General features: G+C 66.8%; 21 protein-coding genes and 1 tRNA gene. 6 read left to right on the top strand and 16 right to left on the bottom strand.

Features of this window, described 5'->3' with window-relative positions:
• Positions 1 to 2 precede the first annotated feature (2 nt).
• Genes JHC81_RS04245 through JHC81_RS04235 form a run of 3 tightly spaced genes read right to left on the bottom strand, consistent with a single transcriptional unit; the run spans position 3 to position 2,652 of the window.
• Positions 3 to 713 carry an ABC transporter ATP-binding protein gene (locus tag JHC81_RS04245; RefSeq protein WP_292171083.1) on the bottom strand — a complete coding sequence of 237 codons (711 nt, stop codon included), beginning with the start codon at positions 711 to 713 and terminating at the stop codon, positions 3 to 5.
• Complete coding sequence (locus JHC81_RS04240) at positions 710 to 1,819, bottom strand: iron ABC transporter permease (RefSeq protein ID WP_292171080.1); 1,110 nt, start codon at positions 1,817 to 1,819, stop codon at positions 710 to 712. The genes JHC81_RS04245 and JHC81_RS04240 overlap by 4 nt, the downstream gene beginning before the upstream one ends.
• Entirely contained in the window at positions 1,708 to 2,652 is a 945-nt protein-coding gene (locus JHC81_RS04235; protein ID WP_292171077.1) for a hypothetical protein, read from the bottom strand. Before JHC81_RS04235 ends, JHC81_RS04240 begins: the two co-directional genes overlap by 112 nt.
• A gap of 242 nt (positions 2,653 to 2,894) precedes the next feature.
• On the opposite strand from JHC81_RS04235, the gene JHC81_RS04230 reads away from it, so the two are divergent.
• On the top strand, positions 2,895 to 4,823 hold the full coding sequence (locus tag JHC81_RS04230) for an oligopeptide:H+ symporter (RefSeq protein ID WP_292171075.1): 1,929 nt from the start codon (positions 2,895 to 2,897) through the stop codon (positions 4,821 to 4,823).
• Positions 4,824 to 4,896: 73 nt separating this feature from the next.
• Here the strand turns inward: JHC81_RS04230 and JHC81_RS04225 are convergent, their stop codons facing one another.
• Positions 4,897 to 6,942: a TonB-dependent receptor gene (locus JHC81_RS04225; RefSeq protein WP_292171072.1), complete on the bottom strand. Its 2,046-nt coding sequence runs from the start codon at positions 6,940 to 6,942 to the stop codon at positions 4,897 to 4,899.
• 172 nt (positions 6,943 to 7,114) lie between these two features.
• Here JHC81_RS04225 and JHC81_RS04220 point away from each other — a divergent pair, with 172 nt between their 5' ends.
• Entirely contained in the window at positions 7,115 to 8,089 is a 975-nt protein-coding gene (locus JHC81_RS04220; protein WP_292171069.1) for a TraB/GumN family protein, read from the top strand.
• 176 nt (positions 8,090 to 8,265) lie between these two features.
• Here JHC81_RS04220 and JHC81_RS04215 read toward each other — a convergent pair.
• Together JHC81_RS04215 and JHC81_RS04210 are read right to left on the bottom strand one after the other, a co-directional pair.
• Positions 8,266 to 8,340: transfer RNA gene (locus JHC81_RS04215), tRNA-Gly, on the bottom strand.
• A gap of 118 nt (positions 8,341 to 8,458) precedes the next feature.
• Positions 8,459 to 9,241, bottom strand: coding sequence for an SDR family NAD(P)-dependent oxidoreductase (locus tag JHC81_RS04210; protein WP_292171068.1), 783 nt, complete (start codon positions 9,239 to 9,241; stop codon positions 8,459 to 8,461).
• 55 nt (positions 9,242 to 9,296) lie between these two features.
• Here JHC81_RS04210 and JHC81_RS04205 point away from each other — a divergent pair, with 55 nt between their 5' ends.
• Positions 9,297 to 9,695 carry a YkvA family protein gene (locus JHC81_RS04205; protein WP_292171065.1) on the top strand — a complete coding sequence of 133 codons (399 nt, stop codon included), beginning with the start codon at positions 9,297 to 9,299 and terminating at the stop codon, positions 9,693 to 9,695.
• A 55-nt stretch (positions 9,696 to 9,750) separates the two neighbouring features.
• On the opposite strand, the gene JHC81_RS04200 is transcribed toward JHC81_RS04205, so the two are convergent.
• The 3 genes from JHC81_RS04200 to JHC81_RS04190 all read right to left on the bottom strand — a co-directional run bounded on the left by JHC81_RS04200 (position 9,751) and on the right by JHC81_RS04190 (position 11,510).
• The gene (locus JHC81_RS04200; protein WP_292171063.1) at positions 9,751 to 10,572 is read right to left on the bottom strand and encodes a serine protease; all 822 of its coding nucleotides are present in this window, start codon (positions 10,570 to 10,572) and stop codon (positions 9,751 to 9,753) included.
• 9 nt (positions 10,573 to 10,581) lie between these two features.
• Complete coding sequence (locus JHC81_RS04195; RefSeq protein WP_292171060.1) at positions 10,582 to 11,025, bottom strand: DUF350 domain-containing protein; 444 nt, start codon at positions 11,023 to 11,025, stop codon at positions 10,582 to 10,584.
• Positions 11,026 to 11,135: 110 nt separating this feature from the next.
• On the bottom strand, positions 11,136 to 11,510 hold the full coding sequence (locus JHC81_RS04190) for a helix-turn-helix domain-containing protein (RefSeq protein ID WP_292171057.1): 375 nt from the start codon (positions 11,508 to 11,510) through the stop codon (positions 11,136 to 11,138).
• A 195-nt stretch (positions 11,511 to 11,705) separates the two neighbouring features.
• On the opposite strand from JHC81_RS04190, the gene JHC81_RS04185 reads away from it, so the two are divergent.
• Positions 11,706 to 11,954, top strand: coding sequence for a GlsB/YeaQ/YmgE family stress response membrane protein (locus JHC81_RS04185; RefSeq protein ID WP_292171054.1), 249 nt, complete (start codon positions 11,706 to 11,708; stop codon positions 11,952 to 11,954).
• Between the two features lie 283 nt (positions 11,955 to 12,237).
• Here the strand turns inward: JHC81_RS04185 and JHC81_RS04180 are convergent, their stop codons facing one another.
• A complete protein-coding gene (locus JHC81_RS04180) occupies positions 12,238 to 12,792 on the bottom strand; it encodes a superoxide dismutase (protein WP_292171050.1) in 555 nt (184 codons plus the stop codon).
• A 134-nt stretch (positions 12,793 to 12,926) separates the two neighbouring features.
• On the opposite strand from JHC81_RS04180, the gene JHC81_RS04175 reads away from it, so the two are divergent.
• On the top strand, positions 12,927 to 14,588 hold the full coding sequence (locus tag JHC81_RS04175; protein ID WP_292171047.1) for a phosphatidylglycerol lysyltransferase domain-containing protein: 1,662 nt from the start codon (positions 12,927 to 12,929) through the stop codon (positions 14,586 to 14,588).
• A gap of 177 nt (positions 14,589 to 14,765) precedes the next feature.
• On the opposite strand, the gene typA is transcribed toward JHC81_RS04175, so the two are convergent.
• The 6 genes from typA to JHC81_RS04145 form a co-directional block, all read right to left on the bottom strand.
• Positions 14,766 to 16,598 carry a translational GTPase TypA gene (gene typA / locus JHC81_RS04170; protein WP_292171044.1) on the bottom strand — a complete coding sequence of 611 codons (1,833 nt, stop codon included), beginning with the start codon at positions 16,596 to 16,598 and terminating at the stop codon, positions 14,766 to 14,768.
• 133 nt (positions 16,599 to 16,731) lie between these two features.
• Positions 16,732 to 18,789, bottom strand: coding sequence for an oligopeptide transporter, OPT family (locus tag JHC81_RS04165; RefSeq protein WP_292171042.1), 2,058 nt, complete (start codon positions 18,787 to 18,789; stop codon positions 16,732 to 16,734).
• Between the two features lie 103 nt (positions 18,790 to 18,892).
• Positions 18,893 to 20,323, bottom strand: coding sequence for a metalloprotease TldD (tldD, locus tag JHC81_RS04160; RefSeq protein ID WP_292171039.1), 1,431 nt, complete (start codon positions 20,321 to 20,323; stop codon positions 18,893 to 18,895).
• 98 nt (positions 20,324 to 20,421) lie between these two features.
• The gene (locus JHC81_RS04155) at positions 20,422 to 21,198 is read right to left on the bottom strand and encodes a DUF2807 domain-containing protein (protein WP_292171038.1); all 777 of its coding nucleotides are present in this window, start codon (positions 21,196 to 21,198) and stop codon (positions 20,422 to 20,424) included.
• Positions 21,199 to 21,210: 12 nt separating this feature from the next.
• Positions 21,211 to 21,795, bottom strand: coding sequence for a DUF1700 domain-containing protein (locus JHC81_RS04150; RefSeq protein WP_292171035.1), 585 nt, complete (start codon positions 21,793 to 21,795; stop codon positions 21,211 to 21,213).
• On the bottom strand, positions 21,792 to 22,169 hold the full coding sequence (locus JHC81_RS04145) for a PadR family transcriptional regulator (RefSeq protein WP_292171032.1): 378 nt from the start codon (positions 22,167 to 22,169) through the stop codon (positions 21,792 to 21,794). Before JHC81_RS04145 ends, JHC81_RS04150 begins: the two co-directional genes overlap by 4 nt.
• Positions 22,170 to 22,415: 246 nt before the next feature.
• Between JHC81_RS04145 and coxB the strand changes: the two genes are divergently transcribed.
• Positions 22,416 to 23,139, top strand: a 724-nt coding sequence (gene coxB / locus JHC81_RS04140; protein WP_292171183.1) for a cytochrome c oxidase subunit II, incomplete at its 3' end; no start/stop codon positions are given.

Below are 23,139 nucleotides of genomic sequence, written 5' to 3'. Positions count from 1 at the left end.
CCTCAGGTCGTGATCGCCTGACCGCAACAGGGGCAGGTGGCGTGGGCGATGCCGAACAGGGCGGTCAGGGCGGCGGGTGCCAGCATCCGTTCTGGTGTCCCGGTCTCGACCCAGTCCGGACCCAGGGCCATCACCTGATCGGCGCGTGCGGCAAAGGGCAGGTGGTGGGTCGAGGCGATGACGGTGCGGCCCTCGGCGGCCAGGCTGCGGATCGCCGCCTCGACAGCCTGGGCATGGGCGAGGTCCAGCATGGCCAGGGGTTCGTCCAGGATACAGACGGCGGCGTCCTGGACGAACAGGCGGGCGATCAGGACCAGCTGTTGCTGGCCGCTGGACAGGCGGTCGAAGGCGCGGCCGGCCAGATCGGCGATGTCCAGCCGCTCCATCGCCGCCTCCGCCGCCTTCAGATCGGCCGGGCCCAGACCCGTCGCCCAGCGGCGTTTGCCGGCCCGGCCCAGGGCGACCAGATGCAGAGACGAGAAACCCGCGCTGACTTCGCCCGGAGGCGGCAGCCAGGCGGCGGCACCGTCGCGCGAGACGATCCCTTCCAGCGGTGGCAACAGGCCCGCCAAAGTCTTCAGTAGCGTCGTCTTGCCCGCGCCGTTTGGCCCGATCAGAGCGATGACCTGACCGGCGTCAAAGGTCTGGTCCAGCACAGGCAGGCGAAAGCCCGCGCGGCCGGCGACCATACGATGCAGGGTCAGGCCGCTCATGACCGCCGCGCCGTGACGATGAACAGGGCCAGAAAGGCGGGCGCTCCGACCAGCGCGGCCAGCAGGCCGACGGGCAGTTCCGCCGGGCCAAAGGCGGTCGCCAGCCGGTCGATGGCCAGGGCCGCAAGGGCACCTATAGCCATGGAGGCGGGGATCAGACGACCGGCCTGCTCACCCACCAGACGTCGCGCGGCATGAGGGGCCAGCAGGCCGATCCAGCCAACCACGCCTGCGACGGCGACGGCGGCAGAGGTCATCAGGGCCGCCGCCGCGAGGGCGATCACGCGCAGGGCACCGGCGGGCAGCCCCAGCGATCGCGCCTGCTCCTGCCCCAGCGACAGGACATCCAGCCGAAAGCCGAGCCAGATCAGCGCAACCGCACCGACGATCATCGGCGCGAGACTGGACAGCACTTCAGCCATGTCGGCTCGGGTGAATGATCCCAGCAGCCAGTAGGTGATCGACGGCAGTTGCGAATAGGGCTCGGCCGCGATGACGACCAGGCCCAGCCCGGCTGTGGCCAGCGCCCCCGCGACGATGCCGCACAGGATCAGGGCCAGTCGCCCGTCGGCGTTGTGCGCCCTGCTGCCTGCCAGGCCAGCGCAGATCAGCGCTAGCGCGCCGGTTGCCAGCCCGCCCGCAAAGGCCGCGCTCTGCACCATCCAGGCCCCCGCTCCCAGCAGCAGGGCCGTAGCCGCGCCCAACCCCGCGCCCGAGGTCACGCCCAGCAGATCGGGCGACGCCAGTGGATTGCGGAACAGGATCTGAAACGCCGCCCCCGCACCCGCCAGTGCCGCCCCGCACGACAGGGCCGCGAGCAGGCGGGGAAGCCTCAACGACAGAGCCAGTTCGGCCTGCACCGACCCCGCGCCAGCCATCGCCCGCAAAAGGTCGGCAGGCCCCACGCCCAGCGGTCCTGTCGCCATGACCAAAAACCCGAGCGCGAGGATCAGCGCGGCCAGAAGCGCGGTGGTCAGGGATGCGGGTGCTGGCCTCACCGGATCCAGCGCGGGCGGGCGATCTCGACCGGTGCCATGCCGTAGAGACGGCGCGTCAGCGAGCCGATGGCCAGGGCGCTGCCTTCCGGGTCGGCCAGCCAGAGGCATCCCAGAAGCCGGTTCACCGAGGGCGGTCGGTCGACCCAGCCGAACGGCACGTCTGGCATAAGCAGAAGGCGGCGGCGCGTATTGTCTCGCCGCCAGGCCCAGACCGGGTCGCTGCGCATGGTCTCGGCGAAACCGGGGCTGAGGGTCACGATCGCCTCCGGGTCCCAGGCGGCGACCTGTTCGCGCGTGACCCGCCCGATGTCCTGGCTGCCGACCGCCACATTGGCCCAGCCGGCCCCTTCCAGCACCTCGGTGGCGAGCGCGCCCTTGAACCCTGTCTCCAGCCCGTCACTGCCACGGGCATAGTAGAAGCTGGGGCCCGCCGGGGCCTTGGCCCATGCCGCGAGCGTTTCAGCGGCCTGGACAGCGAGCGGTTCAACCGCCGACGCCGTCCCCAGCAGGCGCGCCGCCTGCCGCAGGGCCTCCGGAATGTTGCGCAGCGCCCCGTCGATCAGGGTCCAGTCGACGCCCAGTCGCGATCTCATCCGTTCGGCCAGAGCCTGAAAGTTCGGATCCATGTCGCCGTAGTCGATCACCCGGCTGGGTGACAGGGCGGCGATGGCTTCCAGATTGGCGGCGGGTCCTGTTCCGGAAAGGCTGCCCAGCTGGGGTAAGGCCGCGGCGGTCGCCGGCAGGGTCGCCAGGCAGTCGTCCGCCGGGCGACGCGGCCATCCCGCCAGCCGCTCGCGCGCCACAGCCCAGATCAGCAGGGCGGCAGGCTGCCCTGCGGCGACCACGTCGCCCCGCACTGTCGCCGCCTGGCGGGGCGAACACCCTGCAAGGGCCGCCAGGCCACCCAGTCCAGCCAGAGCCGATCGCCGTGTCGTCTTCATGCCGTCCGCTCGTCCGTTCCGGGGTCGTCGATATTGTGCCGTCTGAACCCAGCGGATGCCAGCGAGGAGCGAATTTACCCTTAACCCTTGTCCGGACATGGTCCGTGTGCTGGTTATGCCCCCTTCGCGCGTCAGGTGGGGCGCAGCATCATAGGGAGTGAGCCGTTGATCACGACGGACTTGAGGGGCGCGCTTAGAAGGCCCCGTTACGCCGGGTTTCGATTTGGCGGAGGGGCAACAATATGAACATCGTCATCGCCCTTGGGCTGATCATCACCTTCGCCACCGGCGTGCCGGTGTTGATGCAGATCCTCAAGAACCATCCGCGCGGCCTGATCATCCTGTTCTTCGCCGAGATGTGGGAGCGGTTCTCCTACTACGGGATGCGCGGCATCCTGATCTTCTTCCTGACGCAGCATTTCCTGTTCGATGATGCCGAGGCGGGCTCGATCTACGGCTCCTACACGTCGCTGGTCTATCTGCTGCCCCTGCTGGGTGGCATCCTGGCCGACCGGTTCCTGGGGACACGCAAGGCGGTCGCCTTCGGAGCCCTGCTTCTGGTGGCCGGTCACGGCATGATGGCCTTCGAGGGCCGTCCGGCGACAGAGACCTTGACCTATGCAGGTACGACCTACGAAATCTCTTCGGAGGGTCGCGGCGCAGGGCGCGAGGTCGGCATTGTCATCGACGGCCAGACCTATGCCTTCGAACCGGCCGAGAACGGCCTGTCGATCCAGGGCCTGCCGGCGACTTCGACCCTGCCGGCCGTTATCCCGACCAGCGAATACACGATCGAGAAGTCGCGCGACCTGATGGGCGTCAACGTCTTCTATCTGGCCGTGTCGCTGATCATCATGGGCGTGGGCTTCCTGAAGCCGAACATCTCGACCATCGTCGGGCAACTCTATCCGCAAGGCGACCCGCGTCGGGATTCCGGCTTCACCCTATATTATTACGGCATCAATCTGGGGGCGTTCTGGGCAGCCGTGCTGTGTGGTCTGCTGGGCCAGACGGTCGGCTGGTGGGCCGGCTTCGGCCTGGCCGGTATCGGCATGGCCCTGGGCTGGGTCGTCTTCATGTGGGGCAAGCCTCTGCTCGAGGGCAATGGCGAGCCGCCTGCGACCGCCAACCTTGACAAGAAGATGCTGGGCCCGATCAATCGCGAGTGGTCGATCTATCTGATCAGTACCGTGGTCGGCGTCCTGGCCGTCTGGGGTCTGGTCCGCAGCAATGCGCTGGTGGGCTGGGTGCTGGGCATTGCGACGATCGCATCGCTACTGTTCGTGCTTTACGTCATCATCAAGGTGTGCGAGACCAAGGCCCAGCGCGAGCGGATGATGCTGGCCATGGTCCTGATCTTCGGCTCGGTGGTCTTCTTCACCCTGTTCGAACAGGCGGGCACCTCGCTGAACCTGTTCGCCGACCGGAACGTGGACCTCAGCCTGACCCCGACGGCCGTCCAGTTCCTGGGCATCACCGTGGGCACTCCGGCACAACTGGCGGCGGCGGGCATTCCGACGCCGTCCGGCTTCTGGATCGACGCCACCGTCACGGCGGCGCAGACCCAGTCGTTCAACGCCGGCTTTATCCTGATCTTCGCCCCCATCATGGCGGCGCTGTGGGCCTTCCTGGCCAGACGCAACATGGACCCCAATCCGACGATGAAGTTCGGCCTCGGCCTGCTGCAGGTCGGGCTGGGCTTTATGGTGATCGTCTGGGGCGCGGGGATGGCTGACTCGGCCTTCCAGATGCCGATCCTGCTGCTGGGCCTGCTCTACATGTTCCACACCTTGGGCGAGCTGTTCCTGTCGCCGGTGGGCCTGTCGGAGATCACCAAGCTGTCGGTCGCCAAGGTGGTCAGCTTCATGATGGCCGTCTGGTTCCTGGCCAGCTCGATCGCCCAGTATGTCGGCGGCTGGATCGCGGGCTTGGCGGGCACGGAGACGGTCGGGGGTCAGGTTCTGGACCCCGGTGCAGCCCTGCGCACCTCGCTGGAGGTGTTCGAGATGCTGGGCCTGTGGGGCATGGGCATCGGCGTCGCCTTCATCGTGATCAGCTTCTTCATCAAGGGCTGGTCGCATGGAGCCAATGACGCCGGGAACCACCCCGGACCCGAGCTGACCGACCGCGGTCAGGAGGACCAGAACGTCGCCAAGCCGCTGAACCCCTGATCGGGTAAGGCGCACAAGAAGAAGGGCGGGGCCTTGCGGCTCCGCCCTTTTTTCGTTGCCGCGTGCCGTGCTCTCAAAACGTCTTGCGCACCGTCAGGCTCAGGAAGGTCCGGGGGTCGATGTCGCGGGTCTCGGTGATCCGGATCGGGCGGGGTTCTGTGCGGTCGGCGAAGACCGTACGGTTGACCTGGAAGTCGTCCCAGACGTTCAGCTTGGCCCGCAGGCTCCAGCCGGGGGCAGGTTTGTATTCGATCTCGGCCTCGTAATAGTCCTTGCCCTCGAAGCCCGAGATCTGGTCGGGACCATAGACGTACTGCTCCAGCGACGTCAGTACGGTCAGCCGGTAGTTGATCTTCCAGCTGGGAATGTCTTGGGTAAAGGTGATGTTCGGCTGGCTGGGGCGCAGGCCGGAGATCGCACGGATGCGGCCGGTAGTCGGATCGGTGACCTCGGTGTGGTTCCAGTCGTTGCGGAAGGACAATTTCCCGCCCGAGACGCCCAGTTTGGACAAGGGCACCACGACGTTGAGCGACAACTGATCCAGCGTTCCGTCGCCGATATTGCCGACGGCGGACAGGCCGTCTTCCAGCGGGATGCGGTCGATGGCGTTGGTGATCTCGTCATGGCGATAGCCGATGGAGACCACGCCCTCGCCCCAGAAGCGGCGTTCGTAGACGATCTCGCCGATCCAGCGCTCTTCCGGCGACAGATTGACGTTGCCGCCCAGGACTTCCTCGTCGCTGAGGTCGGCGCTGGCCGCGAAGTCGCCGAAGTCCAGCTGACCCACCTCGCGCTCGACGCGGGCGCGGACCTGATGGTTGGCCCAGGGGGTCCATGTCAGCTGCAGGCGGGGTTTGACGAACTCGAAGGTGCGTTCGGAATCCGCGCCGCCCGACTGGCTGATGGTCGAGCGTTCCAGGCGCAGGCCGCCGTCCAGCGACAGTTTGGGCGTGATGCGCCAGGTCGATTTGCCGAACAGTTCGCCCCGCGTCTCCTCGACCTTGACCGAGGCGGACGGCAGGGGCACGGGCGTGCCGCCGACCGACAGGGCCTGGGTCGTATCCAGCATATTGTAGGCTACCTCGCCGCCCGCTTCGAAGGTCAGGGTCGGCGACCGCTCCCAGCGCAGCAGGCCGCGCAGGATCGATTCCGAGGCATCGCCTTTCGAGGCGAAGTCGACCGTGGGTTCGGCCACGCCGCCCATGGTTTCGTCGAAGGTGGCGACATTGTCGAAGGTGGTCTGTTCATGGATCAGCCGGGTTTCCAGACTGAGGTTGGCACGTAGCGGTCGGGTGTAGGTGACACCCATCTCGAAGCTCTCGTCCTCGCTGTCGAAGGTTTCCAGACGGCGGCTGTCCGCTGAGGTGAACAGGTCGAATCCCTGGAAGTCGCCGATGCCGTATCGCGTCGTGGCGTCGATCTTGCCGCCCAGGAAGGGCGAGGCATAGTTCAGTCGCGCCGCCGTGCCGCCACCGTACTGGTCGTTGACATAGGCCTCGTCGGACAGGATGGCACCGGTACCGTCCCGGACAACCGTGCGGCCAGGTCCATTGGCGTCGCTGGTGCCGATGCCGTCGGACACGACCAGGCTCCAGACCTTCTCACCGGCACGCGAGGTGTATTGATAGCGGAAGCCGTAGACGTCCCGCCCCGACCCCTCGAAAAGGACGGCGTCGGACTGCAGCACATGTTCGCTGCTGGTCGTCGTCTTCAGGATCACGTTCACGACGACCGGATAGCCCTGCATGTCGATGCCGGGTGCGCCGCCGCGGATCAGCTCGATCCGCTCGACCTGGGCGGCCTGGACGCGGTTCAGGGCGCTGGAGCCGCTGTCGTTCTTGGAGGCCGGACGCGACCCGTTGATCAGGGCGTTGCCGACAGCCCCTTCGAAGCCGCGCCCGCCGTCGCCGTCGTCCAGATCGAACCCGGGAACGCGCTCGACCATGTCCAGGGCGGTGTTGGGGCGGGAGTCGGCGAAGAAGTCGGGCTTGAAGATCAGCACGCCCTGCTGACCGGCTTCGGCCTGCGGAGCCGGGGTGCCCTGTACCGGAGCCTGAGCGGAAGCGGCACCGGCGCTCAGCAGGATGGCCGTGGTGGCCAGCAGGATGGTCTTGGTCATGTCAGGATTCCCCTCGTGTGTTGGCGAGAGGTGTGGCTGGATGTCGCGGCCGTCTCCAGTTACAAGCTGGACAGGTGGATTAAATCGACGACATCATTACACGGATTTCATCTTCGTGTTCTTGATAAGACAGTTATTGCATGCGTTCTATTGATCGAAACAAGGACAGACGATGAAACATAGTCTTGCAGGCTTTGCCGCTGCCGCCCTGATGTCGGTCGCGACCGTCAGCCTGGCCCAGACGGCACCCCAGACTACCTATTCCGCCGATCCTCAGGAGGAAGCGGCCACCTTGGACGATGTCGTCGTTATGGCGCGGCGGTCGGGCGCCCCGATGTGGACGGTGACGCAGGGTGACAGCACGCTGATCCTGGTCGGGGCCATAGGGCGAATCCCGCGCGACGTGACCTGGCGACCCGACGATCTGGAGGCGGCGGCCGCGCGGTCGGACCTGATCCTGACGCCCGCTGTGGGACAGGCGTCCCTGTCGGATGTGTTTCGCGTGATCTGGCGGGCCCGCACCATCGGCCAGATGCCGCGCGGGACAACGACCGCCGACTATCTGACCCCGGAGTATCAGTCACGGCTGGAGACCCTCATGGCTGGCGAGCGCAATCAGGGCTGGCGGAGCAAAAGCCTGCTGTTCCTCAGCCTGGACCTGATGAAGGACAAGGCCGGATACGGTCAGGGGCGCGAGGGCGAGGACGCCGTCGATGTCATCAAGCGGGCGGCTCGACGCGGGCGGGTGGAAACCCGTCCGGTCGGCACCGTTCGCGGCGACGAGATCGTCGACAGCCTGATCACGGCTCCTCAGGGCGAACACGTCGCCTGCACTCAGGCCGCGATCGCCGCCGCCGAATACGGACCAACGGCCGGACGTGACCGTGCCGAAGACTGGCGCGCCTTGCGCGTGCCCGATGTCGTGGCCTCGCCGATCGACCAAGCCCTGAACGTCTGCTGGCCCTGGGCCGACCCGGAGATCGGCTCGCAACTGCATCAGCAGTGGGCCGCGGCCATCGAAACGGCCATGACGGGTTCCGGTGTCACCATGGGCGTGGCCCCCATCCGCCTGCTGGCCGAAGAGGGCGGTGTTCTGGACGGGCTGGAAGCGCGCGGCTTCGACGTGGTCGGGCCGGCATGGAAATAACGAACGCCTAGGCACCAGATACGACAAAGGCCCGCCGTTTCCGGCAGGCCTTGTGCGTTTCGACTGGAGCGGGCGAAGAGATTCGAACGCTCGGCCCCAACCCTGGCAAACTTACGCTTCCCGGTGCGCGGACAGCAAAAAGGCCCGATCTTGCGACCGGGCCTCTTGGTTTCGACTGGAGCGGGCGAAGAGATTCGAACTCTCGACCCCAACCTTGGCAAGGTTGTGCTCTACCACTGAGCTACGCCCGCAATCAGTCGGAGGCGGGCCTATAGCGGACCCTTCCGGTTTCTCGCAAGCCCAAAAGCGCATAATTCTGCGCTCGGGCGACAAGGACCGCGTCTTGGGGGTTCACGCCTGCGGCGGGCCTCAGCGCGGGGCGAGCCGGATGGCTCCGTCCAGGCGGATGCACTCGCCGTTGATGTAGACGTTGCGGGCCAGTTCCAGCACCAGGGACGCATAGTCCGACGGCTTGCCCAGTCGGCTGGGGAAGGGGATGGCGGCGGCCAGACTGTCCTGAACCTTCTGGTCCATGCCGGCCATCATCGGCGTCCACATGATGCCGGGCAGGATGGTGTTCACGCGGATACCCTCCTGGGCCAGGTCGCGGGCCACGGGCAGGGTCATGGCATAGACGCCGCCCTTGGACGCCGAATAGGCCGCCTGGCCGATCTGGCCGTCCTGGGCCGCCACCGAGGCGGTATTGACGATCAAGCCGCGTTCGCCGTCCTCCATGGGCTCCAGGTCGACCATGCCCAGGGCCGACTGGCTCAGCACGCGGAAGGTGCCGAACAGGTTGATGCGGACCGTGCGCTCGAAGCTGGCCATGTCATGGGCGCGGGTCTCGCCCGTGTCGCGTTTGCGGCTGACGGTCTTCTGGCCCGTGGCGATGCCGGCGCAGTTGACGGTCAGGCGCTCCTGGCCGTGGGCGGCGCGGGCCTTGGCGAAGGCGGCGGCCACTTCCTCGTCGGAGGTGACGTCGACCTGGCAGAAGACGCCGCCGATCTCGGCGGCGATGGCCTCGCCCTTTTCGGCATTCATGTCGAACAGGGCGACCTTGGCACCGGTGGCGGCGATGGCGCGCGCGGTGCCTTCACCCAGGCCCGAGGCCCCGCCCGTGACGACCGCTGCGATTGACCCGTCGAGTTTCATGGCCTCTGTTCCTATATGGGATTGAACGAATGACGATTGCGGGGCTTTAGCCGCCATGACCACGAATACCAAGCCGATGACGCCCGACGAGGCCCTGGACCCTAAACGTGCCCTGGTGCCCTCGGTGCTGGCCACCAACGAGGTCCGGGTTCAGAAGGGCTTCTGGCCCAAAATCCGGCGTACGGCTGCCCGCATCCCCTTTGCGGGACAGGCGCTGAGCGTGTGGTTCGCCGCACGTGACCCCGAGACGCCTCTGGCGGCCAAGGGGCTGATCATGGGCGGGCTTGCCTATTTCGTCCTGCCGGTGGATGCCATCCCGGACATCTTCGCCGGCATCGGCTTCACCGACGACGCGGCTGTCATCGCCGCCCTGATCGCGACGCTGGGGGCCAATATCCGGCCGAGGCACAAGAAGCAGGCCGATGCGGCGCTGGAGCAGTTGAAGCAGGACTGATCGCTTGCGGGCTTTTCCCGCGACCCTCGCATCGCGCACGGCCAACCCCACAGAATCAGGCGGACAGGCAGACCACCTGGGCCACATTCAGGTCGCGGCGCAGGTCGTCTGCGACCTCGCCATAGTTCTCGACGGTGATGGCCCGGTCGCGCAGGCGCTCGCTGGTGGTCTGGATGCCGCGCACGGCCGGTCCGAAGGTTTCGGGCGATGTGGTGTAGATGCGGCCCCGGCGCGGGCTTTCGGCAATGGTGACGCCGACGGCCCGGCCCTGGCGGTCCAGCACCGGCGCGCCCGAAAGGCCGGCCAGGGTCCCGCCCAGGCCGTCTGTTCGCCCGACCTCGGCCCAGGCCAGCACCGGCTCGTCGCGCTGTCCGCGTCCGCGCACCCGCAAGGTTTCGCGGCCCAGCAGGCGAGACGTCGCCTCGCCGGGACGCGCCTGGGGATAGCCGGGATGATAGCCCCGCTGGCCTGATCGCAGGTCGCGTTCGGGGCTGACCGGAAGGGCGGCTGTACCGCCGTCGGTGATCAGGAGCGCGATGTCGGCCCGCGAGGCCAGACGCACATCTGCGGCGACGGCTCGGCCGCCCCCGACCATGATGGCCGGTTGGCGACACCCTTCGACGACGTGGCGGGCGGTGATCCAGCGTCCCTTGCGGGCGACCGAAAAGGCGGTGCCGGATGAGGGTTGAAACGGGATGTCGGGTGCATTGACCGTCACGGCTGGGTCGAACGGCGTGACGGGTCCCAGTAGCGGCCCTTCGGCCTCTGCGGGCACCTCAGCGACCGGTGCGTCCGCATTCTCGCGCTTGCTCAGCGAAAACAGCAGCAGGCCACAGGCGACAGCCAGATAGATCAGCCAGTCGGGCGGGCGCGGCATCGTCCCGCCTCAGCCCGTCAGGGCGGCCGCGAGGATCAGCGCTGTCGACAGCTTGGCCCCGACCAGCAGGATGGCGGCGGCGATCTCGCCCTGGCGGATGCGCTGCGGCAGACCCGTCAGCAGCATGTCGACCAGCCGGAAGGCCAGCAGTTGCAGCGCCACCGTTGCCACGCCCCAGATCAGGATGTCGCGCACCGAGGTCGAGACGTTCAGGCTGACCGCCAGCGGAATGGCCAGGCCGACCAGCACCCCGGCCAAGGCCAGCGCTGCGGCGGCATTGCCCTGACGAATCAGGGCCACTTCTTTCCACGGCGTCATCCAGACATAGACCAGCGCGCCACCCAGCATCAGCCCCAGTGTCACCGCCAGATGAGCGATCATGGTCGGAAAGCCGGTGGCGAACGCCTGGAACTCGGCGCTGTCCAGCACGGGAGGGAGGGTCGAGGCGTCCATGGCGTCCGGTCGATCAGAGGTTGCAGACGCTTGCCCACTTTTCGCCGTAATCCGCAAGCGTTGCGGAGACACAGTATGCAGGAAAATGTCGCAACGTTAGATCGGCGGCCTTACGCGGCCTCGCCATCGTGGAGCGATTTTGCCAGGTCCAGCAGGCGACGGCGAGGACGCTCGTCCAGTTGATAATAGGCCTGGATCAGGTCGAGGGTTTCCTTGCGGGAAAACATCTCGCCGCCCTGACCGGCGCTGCCTCCCCGTTCCATCGCCTCTTCCAGACCGTCGTAGAAATAGCTCACCGGCGATTCCAGCGCCTCGGCCAGTTGCCACAGGCGGGCGGCGGAGATGCGGTTGGCCCCGCACTCGTATTTCTGGATCTGCTGAAAGCGGATGCCGACCTGATGAGCCAGCTGTTGCTGGGTCAGGCCCAGCAGGCGACGCCGACGACGAAGACGGCGGCCGAGATGAAGATCGATGTCCGTAGCCATGTGCCCATTCCCTGCAACTGTCCCGATGCGGGACAACTCGCCTGTCACGGCGCAAGGGACATGCCGGGCTCGCGCGCAGAGGGAATGCAGTGAAAATCTGAGCTGGCAGACGGTGGAGTTTGGGCACCCACGCAACCTGATTGTCGCAGGCGCATTTACTGCGCGAGCTTCGCTTTGGAAGAGAGGGACTACATTATGGGTATCATTGGATGGATCATCATCGGCATCGTCGCCGGCTGGCTGGCTGAAAAGGTCATGGGTCGTAGCCACGGCCTGATCACCAACCTGATCGTCGGCATCGTCGGTGCTATTCTGGGTGGCTGGATTTCGGGCACCTTCCTTGGGGTCGACATCGGTGGCTTCAACATCGTCACCTTGATCGTCGCGTTCCTGGGTGCCTGCCTGCTGCTGTTCCTGCTGGGCCTGGTCAAGCGCCGCGCCTGATCTTTGGATCAGTAAACTAGAAGAAGGCGGCTCGAACCGGAGCCGCCTTTTTTTGTGCTCGGACAGTCAAATGTCATTGGCTCAGCCAGTTGCAATCAGCGCCCTCCGCCAAGACGTCTTGCGACGAAAGGCAGTCGTTGAGGCCGGACCCGAAGCTGCTCGGATCTTTGCGCTCGCGAGCTTTCGATCTAGAGGAGCGGTGTTTGCCTCGCGGACGGATGTGCATCGGACAGCAAAAAGGGCGGCCCCGAAGGACCGCCCTCTTCATGTCAACGAGACGAACTTACTCGGGAGACGTCGTATCGTCGTCACCATCCGTAGTCGGCGGCGAAGCCGGGTCGGTAGGCTCGGTCGGCAGCGTGGGCTCGCTGGCGGCCGGAGGCGTCATCGGCTCCGACGTCGGGGCCGGCGGTGCGGTCTCGGATGCTGCCGGGGCAGCGCCTTCGATCGCCGGAGCGGCGCGGAACTGTTCGGCATTCCAGCCGACGGTCACGCCGGATCCATTCTGCTCGACGCCACCCGAGACGGGCACGCCACGCAGTTGGCCGTCGCTGCCGCGGACGGTCAGTTCCTGACCGGCAGGCGTGGACCGAGCGCCTTCAAGGGTGCCCAGCGGCGTGCCGTCGACACCAGCTACGGGTGCGCCGGGCGTCAGAGTCAGAGTTTGCGGCTGAGCCGGTGCGGGAGCCGGAGCGGCCGGGGCCATCGGCTCCTGCGGCGCGGTCGCCGGGGCGGGGGGAGCGGGAGGCGTCTGCGGGGCCGTGCTGTCCTGGGCGAACGCGGGAGCGCTCATCAGAAGCAGGCCGGCGACACCAGAGAGAAGCGCGGTCTTACGCATGATATCCACCTTGATTACGCGAGCGGGAGGAGGCTCGCCACGACATAGAAACACGGATCATTGCGGATTGTTTCGTGCGCCCCGAAATGACCTTTTCCTTGCCGGGTTTGGCCGATTCCGGGTCTAAGTCGGCCATGACTGTGGCCCGTCCCGTTCGCTGGAGACTGTTCAGGCGTCTGGGGGCTCTCGCGTTCGAGGCCTCGCCACAGGTTTTTGCCATTCTCAGCTTTCTGGCAGGGCTGGTCCTGCTGGGCTCGGTAGCAACACCGGCGATCGGGGGGCGGCTGGAGGCGCTCCTCAGCGTTGCGCCGCCTTTCCTGATCGACCTGTCCCATTTCGCGGCCAGTCTGGCGGGATTTGCACTGATCCTGCTGTCGGCCGGCCTCTGGCGACGCCGTCGCGGGGCGTGGTGGGCGGCCGTCATCGTCCTGCTGGCGGGCGTGGCCTTTTCCCTGCTGAAGGGTCTGGAGTGGGAAGAGGCGATCGAACTGGCCTTGATCGCGGCCTTTCTGATCCCGGCCCGAAAGGCCTTCGATCGTCGCTCGCGGCTGGACGAGCCGCTGTCACCCTTCTGGCTGTTGATGCTGGTCGTGGCCGTGGCGGCGACCCTGTGGCTGGGCTTTTTCGTCTATCGCGACGTGACCTATTCGGACGAGCTGTGGTGGACCTTCCTGACGGATCGCCAGGCGTCGGGCTTTCTGCGCGGGGGTCTGGCCGTGGCGCTGCTGACCGTTCTGGTCGTGGGTCGCTCCCTGATCAGCGCGCCCGGTGCCCGCAGTCATGGTCCGGCCTCGGCTGCCGACGTCGCGCGCGTGGCGGCGCTGATCGAGAGGGCGGATCACGCCGCGCCCGAGGCCTGGCTTTCCACCCTCGGCGACAAGGCCTTGTTCTTCAGCACGAGCGGCGACAGCGTCCTGGCCTATCGCGTCATCGGTCGCCGCTGGATCGCCATGGGCGAGCCGACCGGTCGGCGGGACGAGCGGGTCGGACTGTTGTGGGACTTCGCCGCCCTGGCCGATGCCTACGGCGGCGCGCCGGTCTTCTACTCCGTGGGCGAGGGCCTGCTGGGCGATCTGGCGACGCTGGGACTGGCGGTGCGCAAGGTGGGAGAGAGCGCGGTCATTGACCTCGCCACCTTCTCGCTGGAGGGCAAGGCGCGCCAGAACCTGCGCACCGCCGTCAGTCGGGCCGAGCGGGAAGGGGCCCGTTTCGAGCTGCTGCCGCCGGGTTCGGCGACGGGGCTGGCGGGTCAACTCCGCGCCGTGTCGGACGCCTGGCTGGCCGCGCACGAGGGCGCCGAAAAGGCATTTTCGCTGGGCCGGTTCGACGTCGGCTATCTTGATCGCACGCCTCTCGCCGTGGTGCAGCAGGCCGGGCGGATCGTTGCCTTCGCAAACCTTCTGCCCGGTCGCGGACCGGCTCCAGTCATCGCCGTTGATCTGATGCGGCATGTGGAGGACGCACCGCCCGGGGTGATGGACTATCTGTTCGTGCGCGCAATCCAGTGGGCGAAAAGCGAAGGTTTTGCCGCCTTCGATCTGGGCATGGCCCCGCTGTCGGGGCTTGAGGATCGTCGCCTCGCGCCGATTTTTGCTCGCGTCGGAGCCCTGGTCTTCGAGGAAGGCGGGGCCCTGTACGGCTTTCAGGGCTTGCGGGCCTTCAAGGCCAAGTTCGGCCCGGTCTGGACGCCCCGCTTCATCGCTGCGCCGCCTTCCACCCCGCTGGCCTTCGCCCTGCTGGACGTGGCCCTGCTGACCAGCGGTGGCTGGCGCGGAATGCTCGGATTGAAGAGATAGGGCGAGCGCCGTTGCCTCTCCCTCCCTCTTCGAGGGAGGGTGGCTGAGCCGCAGGCGAAGCCGGGTGGGCGGGGCTCGGCGATACAAGCGCAGGTGCTGCCTTGCCTCAGCCCTCCCCACCCGGTCGCTATGCGACCACCCTCCCCCCGAGGGGGAGGGAAAACGTCGTAACCAGCCTTAGTCTTCGCGCGAGCGCTTCTTGCGGAAGCTGGGGTTCAGGACCTGTTTGCGCAGGCGGATCGACTTGGGCGTGACCTCGACCAGTTCGTCTTCCTCGATATAGGCGATGGCCTGTTCCAGCGAAGGACGGCGCGGCGGGGTCAGGCGTACCGCCTCGTCCTTGCCGGCGGCGCGGATGTTGTTCAGCTGCTTGGCCTTCATCGGATTGACGTCCAGGTCGTCCCAGCGCGCGTTCTCGCCGATGATCATGCCCTGATAGGTCTTTTCGCCGGCGCCGACGAACATCACGCCACGATCCTCGAGGTTCCACAGGGCGAAGGCGGCGGTCTCGCCGTCCGAGTTGGAGATCAGCACACCCTTCAGACGGCCTTCGATCTTGCCCTTGTGCGGCTCATAGTGGCTGAACACGCGGTTCAGCACGCCCGAACCGCGCGTGTCGGTCAGGAACTCGCCCTGATAGCCGATCAGCGAGCGCGACGGCGCCTTCAGGCTGATGCGGGTCTTGCCGGCGCCCGAGGGGCCCATGTCGGTCATCTCGGCCTTGCGGGCCGACAGCTTCTCGATGACCACGCCCGAGAATTCGTCGTCGACGTCGATCATGACGTCCTCGATCGGCTCCAGCTTCTCGCCGTTCTCGCCGGTCTGATAGACCACGCGCGGGCGCGAGATGCTGAGTTCGAAGCCCTCGCGGCGCATGTTCTCGATCAGCACGCCCAGCTGCAGTTCGCCGCGACCGGCGACTTCGAAGGCGTCCTTGCCGCCCGTCTCCGTGACGCGAATGGCGACATTGGCCTCGGCCTCCTTCAGCAGGCGGTCGCGGATCACGCGCGACTGGACCTTGTCGCCTTCGCGGCCGGCCAGGGGGCTGTCGTTGACCGAGACGGTCATGGAGATGGTGGGCGGATCGATCGGTTGTGCGGGCAGGGCCTCGGTGACTTCCAGGGCGCAAAGCGTGTCGGCCACGGTGGCCTTGGACATGCCGGCGATGGCGACGATGTCACCAGCCTCGGCGCCCTCTTCGACCGGCTGGCGCTTCAGGCCGCGGAAGGCCAGCACCTTGGTGATCCGGCCCTGTTCGATGGTCTTGCCGTCGCGATCCAGCGCCTTGATGGCCAGACCAGGGTAGGCCTTGCCGCTCTCGATACGGCCTGTCAACAGGCGGCCCAGGAAGGGATCGCTTTCGATCAGGACGTTCAGGATCTGGAACGGCTTGTCCTTGTTCTCGACCTGTTTGGGCGGCGGCACGTGGCGCACGATCAGGTCGAACAGCGGGCCCAGATTGTCGGACGGCTGGTTCAGGTCCAGCGTCGCCCAGCCGGCGCGGCCCGAGGCATAGATGTGGGGGAAGTCCAGCTGCTCGTCCGTCGCGCCGATGGCGGCGAACAGGTCGAAGGCGGCGTTGTGGACGCGGTCCGGATCGGCGTGGGCGCGATCGACCTTGTTGATGCACAGGATCGGTTTCAGGCCCATCTTCAGCGCCTTGGTCAGCACGAACTTGGTCTGGGGCATGACGCCCTCTTCGGCGTCGACCAGGATGACGCAGCCGTCCACCATGCCGAGGATCCGCTCGACCTCGCCGCCGAAGTCGGCGTGGCCGGGGGTGTCGATGATGTTGATGCGGGTCTCGCCCGCCTCGCCGTTCCACAGCACCGATGTGGCCTTGGCCAGGATGGTGATGCCGCGCTCGCGCTCCTGATCGTTGGAGTCCATGGCGCGCTCGGTCGTCGCCTCATTGGCTCGGAAGACGCCGGACTGGGCCAGAAGCTGGTCCACCAGCGTGGTCTTGCCGTGGTCGACGTGGGCGATGATGGCGACGTTGCGCAGGTTCATTTGAGTATCACGAATGGGCGGCCGGAACGGAGGGGCCGCTGGGCAGGGGCATAATTGCGGGAAAGCGCGCGCCTCTTACCGAAGCGCGCGCCGAAAAGCCACCCTATAGCCCGGTTGGGGCGGATTGAAGGCTTCAGACCTTGGCCGACTGTCTGCGGACCCAGGCATAGAGGGCAAAGGCCAGACCGGCGAAGACCACCAAGCCGGCGATCATGGCGGGCCAGGTCGAGTCCTCGGGGATCATGGCGAACGGTGCGTCATTGCCGGTGCCGACGATGACGCCTGCGGTCATGACCAGGAACAGGCTCTCGCCCACGATCAGGCCGCTGGCCAGCAGCACGCCCATGCGACGACCGACGTCGGCGAAGCGGGTCGTCTTGATCGCCTTGTCGTAGATCCAGCCGCACACCGCCCCGATGACCAGCATCGTCGTCACCGCAGCCGGCAGGTAGAAGCCGATGCCGACCGCCAGGGGCGGCAGCTTCATCCGGCCCTTGGTGGCGCTGCTCAGGACGATGTCCAGCACGATGATGACCGCGCCGATCACGGCACCAAGCCCGATCAGGTCCCAGCGCAGGTCGCCGCCGATGACGCCGCGCGCCAAGGCCGAGATCAGCGTCGCCTGGGGAGCAGCCAGCGGCTCGTCCGCGATACCCCGGGGCCCGCCCTCGAAGCCGAAGGCCGCGTTCAGGAGGTTCAGGATCAGTGGAATGACGATGGCCCCCGCGATCACGCCGACGATCAGGGCCGCCTGCTGACGCCAGGGTGTGGCCCCGACCAGCTGGCCGGTCTTCAGATCCTGAAGATTGTCATTGGCGATGACCGCCACGGCAAAGACGATGGCCGTCACGATCAGGGCGAAGGCCACCACCGACGGATCGGCGGGCAGGCCGGCGATGGCCAGCACGCCCAGCATCAGCAGCGATGCAATGACGATGGCCAGGATGCCCACCCCCGACACGGGGCTGTTGGATGACCCGATCAGCCCGGCCATGTAGCCGCAGATGGCGGCGACCGCGAAGCCGATCAGGATTACATAGATCAGCCCGCCCCCGACCAGCAGCCAGGTCGAGCCCGCCAGCGTCGGATTGCCCTGGGCGAAGAAGGCCAGGATGAAGCCGATGCCGATCAGGCAGGCGACCGACAGACCGGCCACAATGTTGATCGGAATGTCCTGCTCGGTCCGGTCCAGAACCTCGCCGCCCTGACGACGGCGATTGGCCGCCAGCGCCGAGGTCAGCCCGCCGATCAGCGGTCCGGCCAGCTTGATCAGGGTCCAGATGGCGGCCACGCCGATGACGCCCGCGCCCATGAAGCGCACTTCGCGGCTCCAGACGGTCATGGCCAGTTCTTCGGCCGGGGCACCCGGCGGCAGGGTCGTGGCGATGGACGGAATGCCGTTGGCGGTCAGCCAGGCGATGGTGTCCGGGCTGGTCAGGATCGGCACTGCGACGCACCAGGCCAGGATCAGACCGAACAGCTGCGCCAGCCCGACGCTGAGCCCGATCAGATGGCCCGCCCCCAGAAGCGCGAACTGCATGCCGAAGCCGACGCCGGTCGCTCCGCCACCCAGCGCCGCCGGCAGTTTGAGGAACCGCGCCGTCTCGCCGGCAAAAACCCGCCCCGCGACCAGCAGGGCATAGCCCGCCGACACGATCGCGCCGGTCACCACAACCCACAGGCCGGCGGCATTCTCGCGCACCGCGCTCTCGGTCTGTTCGGCCCCGCGTGAGCCGACGGTCAGCACCTCGGCCGCCGCGACTCCCTCGGGGTAGGGCAGGCCCGCCTCGACGACGAGCGCGCGGCGCAGCGGGATGGAGAAGGTCACGCCCAGCACCCCGCCGAAGACGCAGATCAGCACTGATTCCCAGAACGGAAACTCCAGCCACCAGCCGACCATGACCAGGCCCGGTAGCACGAAGATGATCGAGCTCATGGCCCCGCCGACCGAGGCCACGGTCTGGACGGTCATGTTTTCCCAGATGGTCGAGGTCTTGAACATCCGCAGGATGGCCATCGAAATGACCGCCGCCGGAATGGCCGAGGCGAAGGTTAACCCCACCTTCAGGCCTAGATAGGTGTTGGCGGCGGTGAACACGACGGCCAGCAGACAGCCCAGAACCAGGGCGCGCAGGGTCAGTTCGATGCGTTTGGCACCCTTCACGGGTGCGCTCGCGGGTGTGTCAGTCATGGTCGTCGTCCCTCTCCGGACGGCGACGTAAACCGGAAAACCGGCCAATGGCTAGAGGTTAGTGCTCAGCTCGCGCCACGTCCGCCCGACACGGCTGCGCGTGTCAGACCGCTGTGCCGCCCACGGTCAGGCCGCCGATCTTGAGCGAGGGCTGGCCGATGCCGACGGGGACGCCCTGGCCGGCCTTGCCGCAGACGCCGACGCCGGGGTCGAAGGCGAAGTCGTCGCCGATCATCTGGATGTGGGTCAGGGCCGTGGCCCCGTCGCCGATCAGGGTCGCCCCGCGCACCGGGGCGGTGATCTTTCCGTCCTCGATCAGATAGGCCTCGGTGCACTGGAAGACGAACTTGCCGTTGGTGATGTCCACCTGACCGCCGCCGAAGTTGGCGGCATAGAGACCGCGCCTGGTCGAGGCGATCATGTCGGCCTTCGAGTCCTTGCCCCCTTCCATGAAGGTATTGGTCATGCGCGGCATGGGCATGTGGGCGAAGGACTGGCGACGACCGTTGCCGGTCGCCTGGGCCCCCAGCTGACGGGCCGACAGCCGGTCGTGCATCAGCCCGACCATGATGCCGTCCTCGATCAGGACGGTACGCGACGTCGGCGTGCCCTCGTCGTCGATGGTCAGGGAGCCGCGACGGCCTGAGATGGATCCGTCATCGACGACGGTCACGCCCGGTGCCGCCACCCGCTGGCCCATCTTGCCGGAGAAGACGGAGGAGCCCTTGCGGTGGAAGTCGCCCTCGAAGCCGTGGCCGATGGCTTCGTGCAGCAGGACGCCGGGCCAGCCTGCGCCCAGGACGACGTCCATCTCGCCGGCTGGACAGTCGACGGCGTCCAGGTTGATCAGGGCCTGCCGTAAGGCTTCATCGACCTGCCATTGCCAGCGATCGGGCGCGATCCAGGTCTCGAACCCGGCACGGCCGCCTGCGCCTGAGGACGCGCTTTCGCGGCGACCGTCGCGCTCGACGGTGACGGAAACGTTCAGCCGTACCAGCGGACGGAGATCCTGCATGCGCAGGCCGTCGCCGCGCAGGATCTCGATCTGGCGACGCTCGCCCGTCAGGCTGGCCGAGACCTGGACGACGCGCGGATCGCGGGCGCGGGCCCAGGCATCGATCTCGGCCAGCAGAGCGATCTTGTCGGAAAAAGCGGGCGAGGCGAGGGGATCGACGGCGTCATAGAGCTTCTGATTGGTGGCGCGGGGGCCTTCGCCGACGATGGCGGCATGTCCGGCCTTGGCCAGGGCTGCACTGTCGGCAGCGCGGCGCAGGGCCGGGCCGGTGACCTCGTTGGCGTGGGCATAGCCGGCAGTCTCGCCCGCCACGACCCGCAGACCGAATCCTTCGGAGGCGTCATAGGCGGCCGACTTCAGTCGCCCGTCGTCGAAGACCAGCGATTCGCTTTCAGAGCGTTCGAAATAAAGCTCCCCGTCGTCGGCCCCGGCCAGAGCGCTCTGCAAGATCGACAGAGCTTCGTCGGCTGCGACATCGACGCTGTCGAGAAGGGCGGGCGGGGAAACATGCAGGGTCATGCAGGCTAGATAGGGTGTCGCGATTGCGGCGTCACCCCGGGCGGACAAAAGGCCCCCACCCGTGCAGGTAGGGGCCTCCTGGCTTTGTCGCAATCTGCTCAGTCCTGATTCAGCGAACCGTTGCCGCTGATGGTCTGTTCCAGGCGGGCCGGCCGGCGGGTCAGGGTGACGTCGCCATTGCCGGAAAGATCGACCGTGGCCTGGCCGGTCGGGCCCAGATGGGCGTCGCCATTGCCGCTGACGGTGACGGTGGCGTCGGTCATGGCGACCGCCTCCAGGTCCGCATCGCCGTCGCCGGAGATGTCGAGGGTGACCATTTGGGTGCGACCCTGCACATCGACATCGGAGTTGCCGGACAGGGTCAGGTTGAGCGCGGGCTGATCATAGGCGCGCACGCTCAGTTCGCTGGATCCGGCCACGTCGAAGGTGGTGACCGAGGGGGCGGTGACGGTGATCTTCAGCGCCTCGGTTTCGCTCCAGCCCTGGATGCCTGTACGGCTCCAGCGGATGTAGGCCCGCTCGCCCTCCTCGCCGTTCAGCAGGGTCAGGCGGCCGTCGGTGAAGCGGACGCGATCCACGACGGTGCTCGGGCCGGTGATCGAGATGCCGGCTTCGGTGCCCTGGACGTAGGTCACGTCGGCGGGCAGGTCGATGGCCAGAGTGTCTGTACCGGTCCATTCGATGGTGCGGGTCGTCTGGGGCGAGACCTCGCCGCGTTCGACGCGGAAGCTTTCGTCGCCGGCCTCGTCGTCGGTAATGACCCAGGTCCAGCCGGGACCGGCCAGGTCGCGACCACCCAGGGCCGCAGCCCCGCCGATACCGACCACGGCCAGGACAAAACCCACGCCGGTGATGATGAGAAGATTGCGGATCATGAAGGTCTCTCCTCAGACTTGATAGGTTGCGGGGGCGGATGTCCCCAGGGCGGGTTTCAGAACGCGATAGTGCAGGCGGGCGTACCAGACGGTGGCATCGACCAGCCATTTGGTCAGCAGAGCACCGAGGCCCGTCATGAACATGCCGATCCCCATGATGCCGATGCCCAGCAGGACGGCGGCAAACGCTCCACCCGGTCCACCCAGGAAAGGCCCGACGACCAGGGCGATGGCCCCGCCGACGAAGACGAACACGCCCATGAACAGGACCGTCAGTACCGTGCCGAAGACTGGCAGGACGATCGGCAGCAGGATCAGGATGTCCAGAGCCCCCAGGCCGATCAGGCCGAAGATGGCCCCGACCGCGGCCGACGGGTTCTGTTCCTGGGTCCAGCGCTGGGCGGTGGATTCCGCGCGCAGCTCGCGGGCCAGACGATCGGGATCGCCGAGGGCCGCGGCCACTTCGGCCTCCGACCGGCCGGCGGCGACGCCGTCACGGAAATGGCTGTCGTAGTCCGAGATGATGTCCTGAGCCGCGGCGATGGGCAGGCCCACCAGTCCGCGCCGCAGACGGCCCATGAATTCCTCGCGTGTCATTGTTTCGGCTCCCCTTGATCGGTGGTGGCGACGGCGCTGGCCTCGGGGGCGGCGGGGGCGTTCATGACGCCTTCCACGGCCCGGACGAAAGCGTGCCATTCGCGGGTCTGTTGTTCGAGCGCGGCGCGCCCCGCCTCGGTCAGGCGATAGTATTTGCGCGACGGGCCGGACGGCGATTCGACCAGATAGGTCTCGACCTGGCCTTCGGACTGCATGCGCCGCATCAGCGGATAGATGGTGCCCTCGCCCATATCGATGGCGTCGGACAGGGTGGCGGCAATCTCGTAGGCGTAGCTCTCGCGTCGGTTCAGCAGGGCCAGGACGCACAGCGTCAGGACCCCCTTCTTCAGTTGTATCTCAATGGTTTCGGGCACCGTGGCGTCCTCCTGTGATGAAGAAGGTGTATCGCAAGGTATCTGGCGTCACAAGGTAGCATGCGAAACATGACACCGATTTAATCGACGCATGGATTTCGCATGCGGCGTCCAGACGCTTGGCAAGCGGGGGACGGGGCGATATGGACCGCGCAACGACCGCTGCGAGCTTTCGGGCTTGCGGCGACTGTTTGCGATTCACTCGCAAACGTTTGCGGCAGAACGGTTTTTATGAGGAAGTCTCGTATGGGGATGGGCACGCGGGCCCGGGGTCTGATCGGCGGCGGTTTCGCCGGTCTCTGCCTGGCCATCTTTGCCGCTGCGCCGGCCTGGGCGCAGGACCTGATGGGTCAGCCGACGCCGGGTGGCATCGGCCTGCAGCCATCGGCTTCGCCACTGAAGGAAGAAGCGCACTTCTTCCACGACGTCGTCCTGATGCCGATCATCACCTTCATTACCCTGCTGGTGTTGGGCCTGATCCTGTGGGTCGTGTTCCGCTACAACAAAAAAGCTAATCCGACGCCGGCACGCTGGAGCCACAACACGCTCGTCGAGGTGATCTGGACGGTGCTGCCTGTGCTGATCCTGGTGTTCATCGCCTTGTTCTCGTTCCGCCTGCTGTTCTCGTATCACAACATGCCGACGCCGGACCTGACGGTGAAGGCGACTGGCAATCAGTGGAACTGGTCCTACGAATATCCGGACCAGGGCATCGCCGAATACGTTTCCAACATGCTGTCGGAAGAGGAGATCGCTCAGCGGGGGATGGATCACGGCCTTTACCGCCTGGCCGCCGACGAGCCGATCGTGGTGCCAGTCGGCAAGACCGTACGTGTTCTGGTCACCGCCGCCGACGTCATCCACGCCTTCGCCCTGCCGGCCTTCGGTCTGAAAACGGACGCCATCCCGGGCCGCGTCAACGAAACCTGGTTCAAGGCCGACCGCGTCGGTACCTTCTATGGCCAGTGCT

The sequence above is a fragment of the Brevundimonas sp. genome (assembly GCF_016463295.1).
Taxonomy (GTDB): domain Bacteria; phylum Pseudomonadota; class Alphaproteobacteria; order Caulobacterales; family Caulobacteraceae; genus Brevundimonas.
This window is presented reverse-complemented; position numbering and strand designations above follow the sequence as displayed.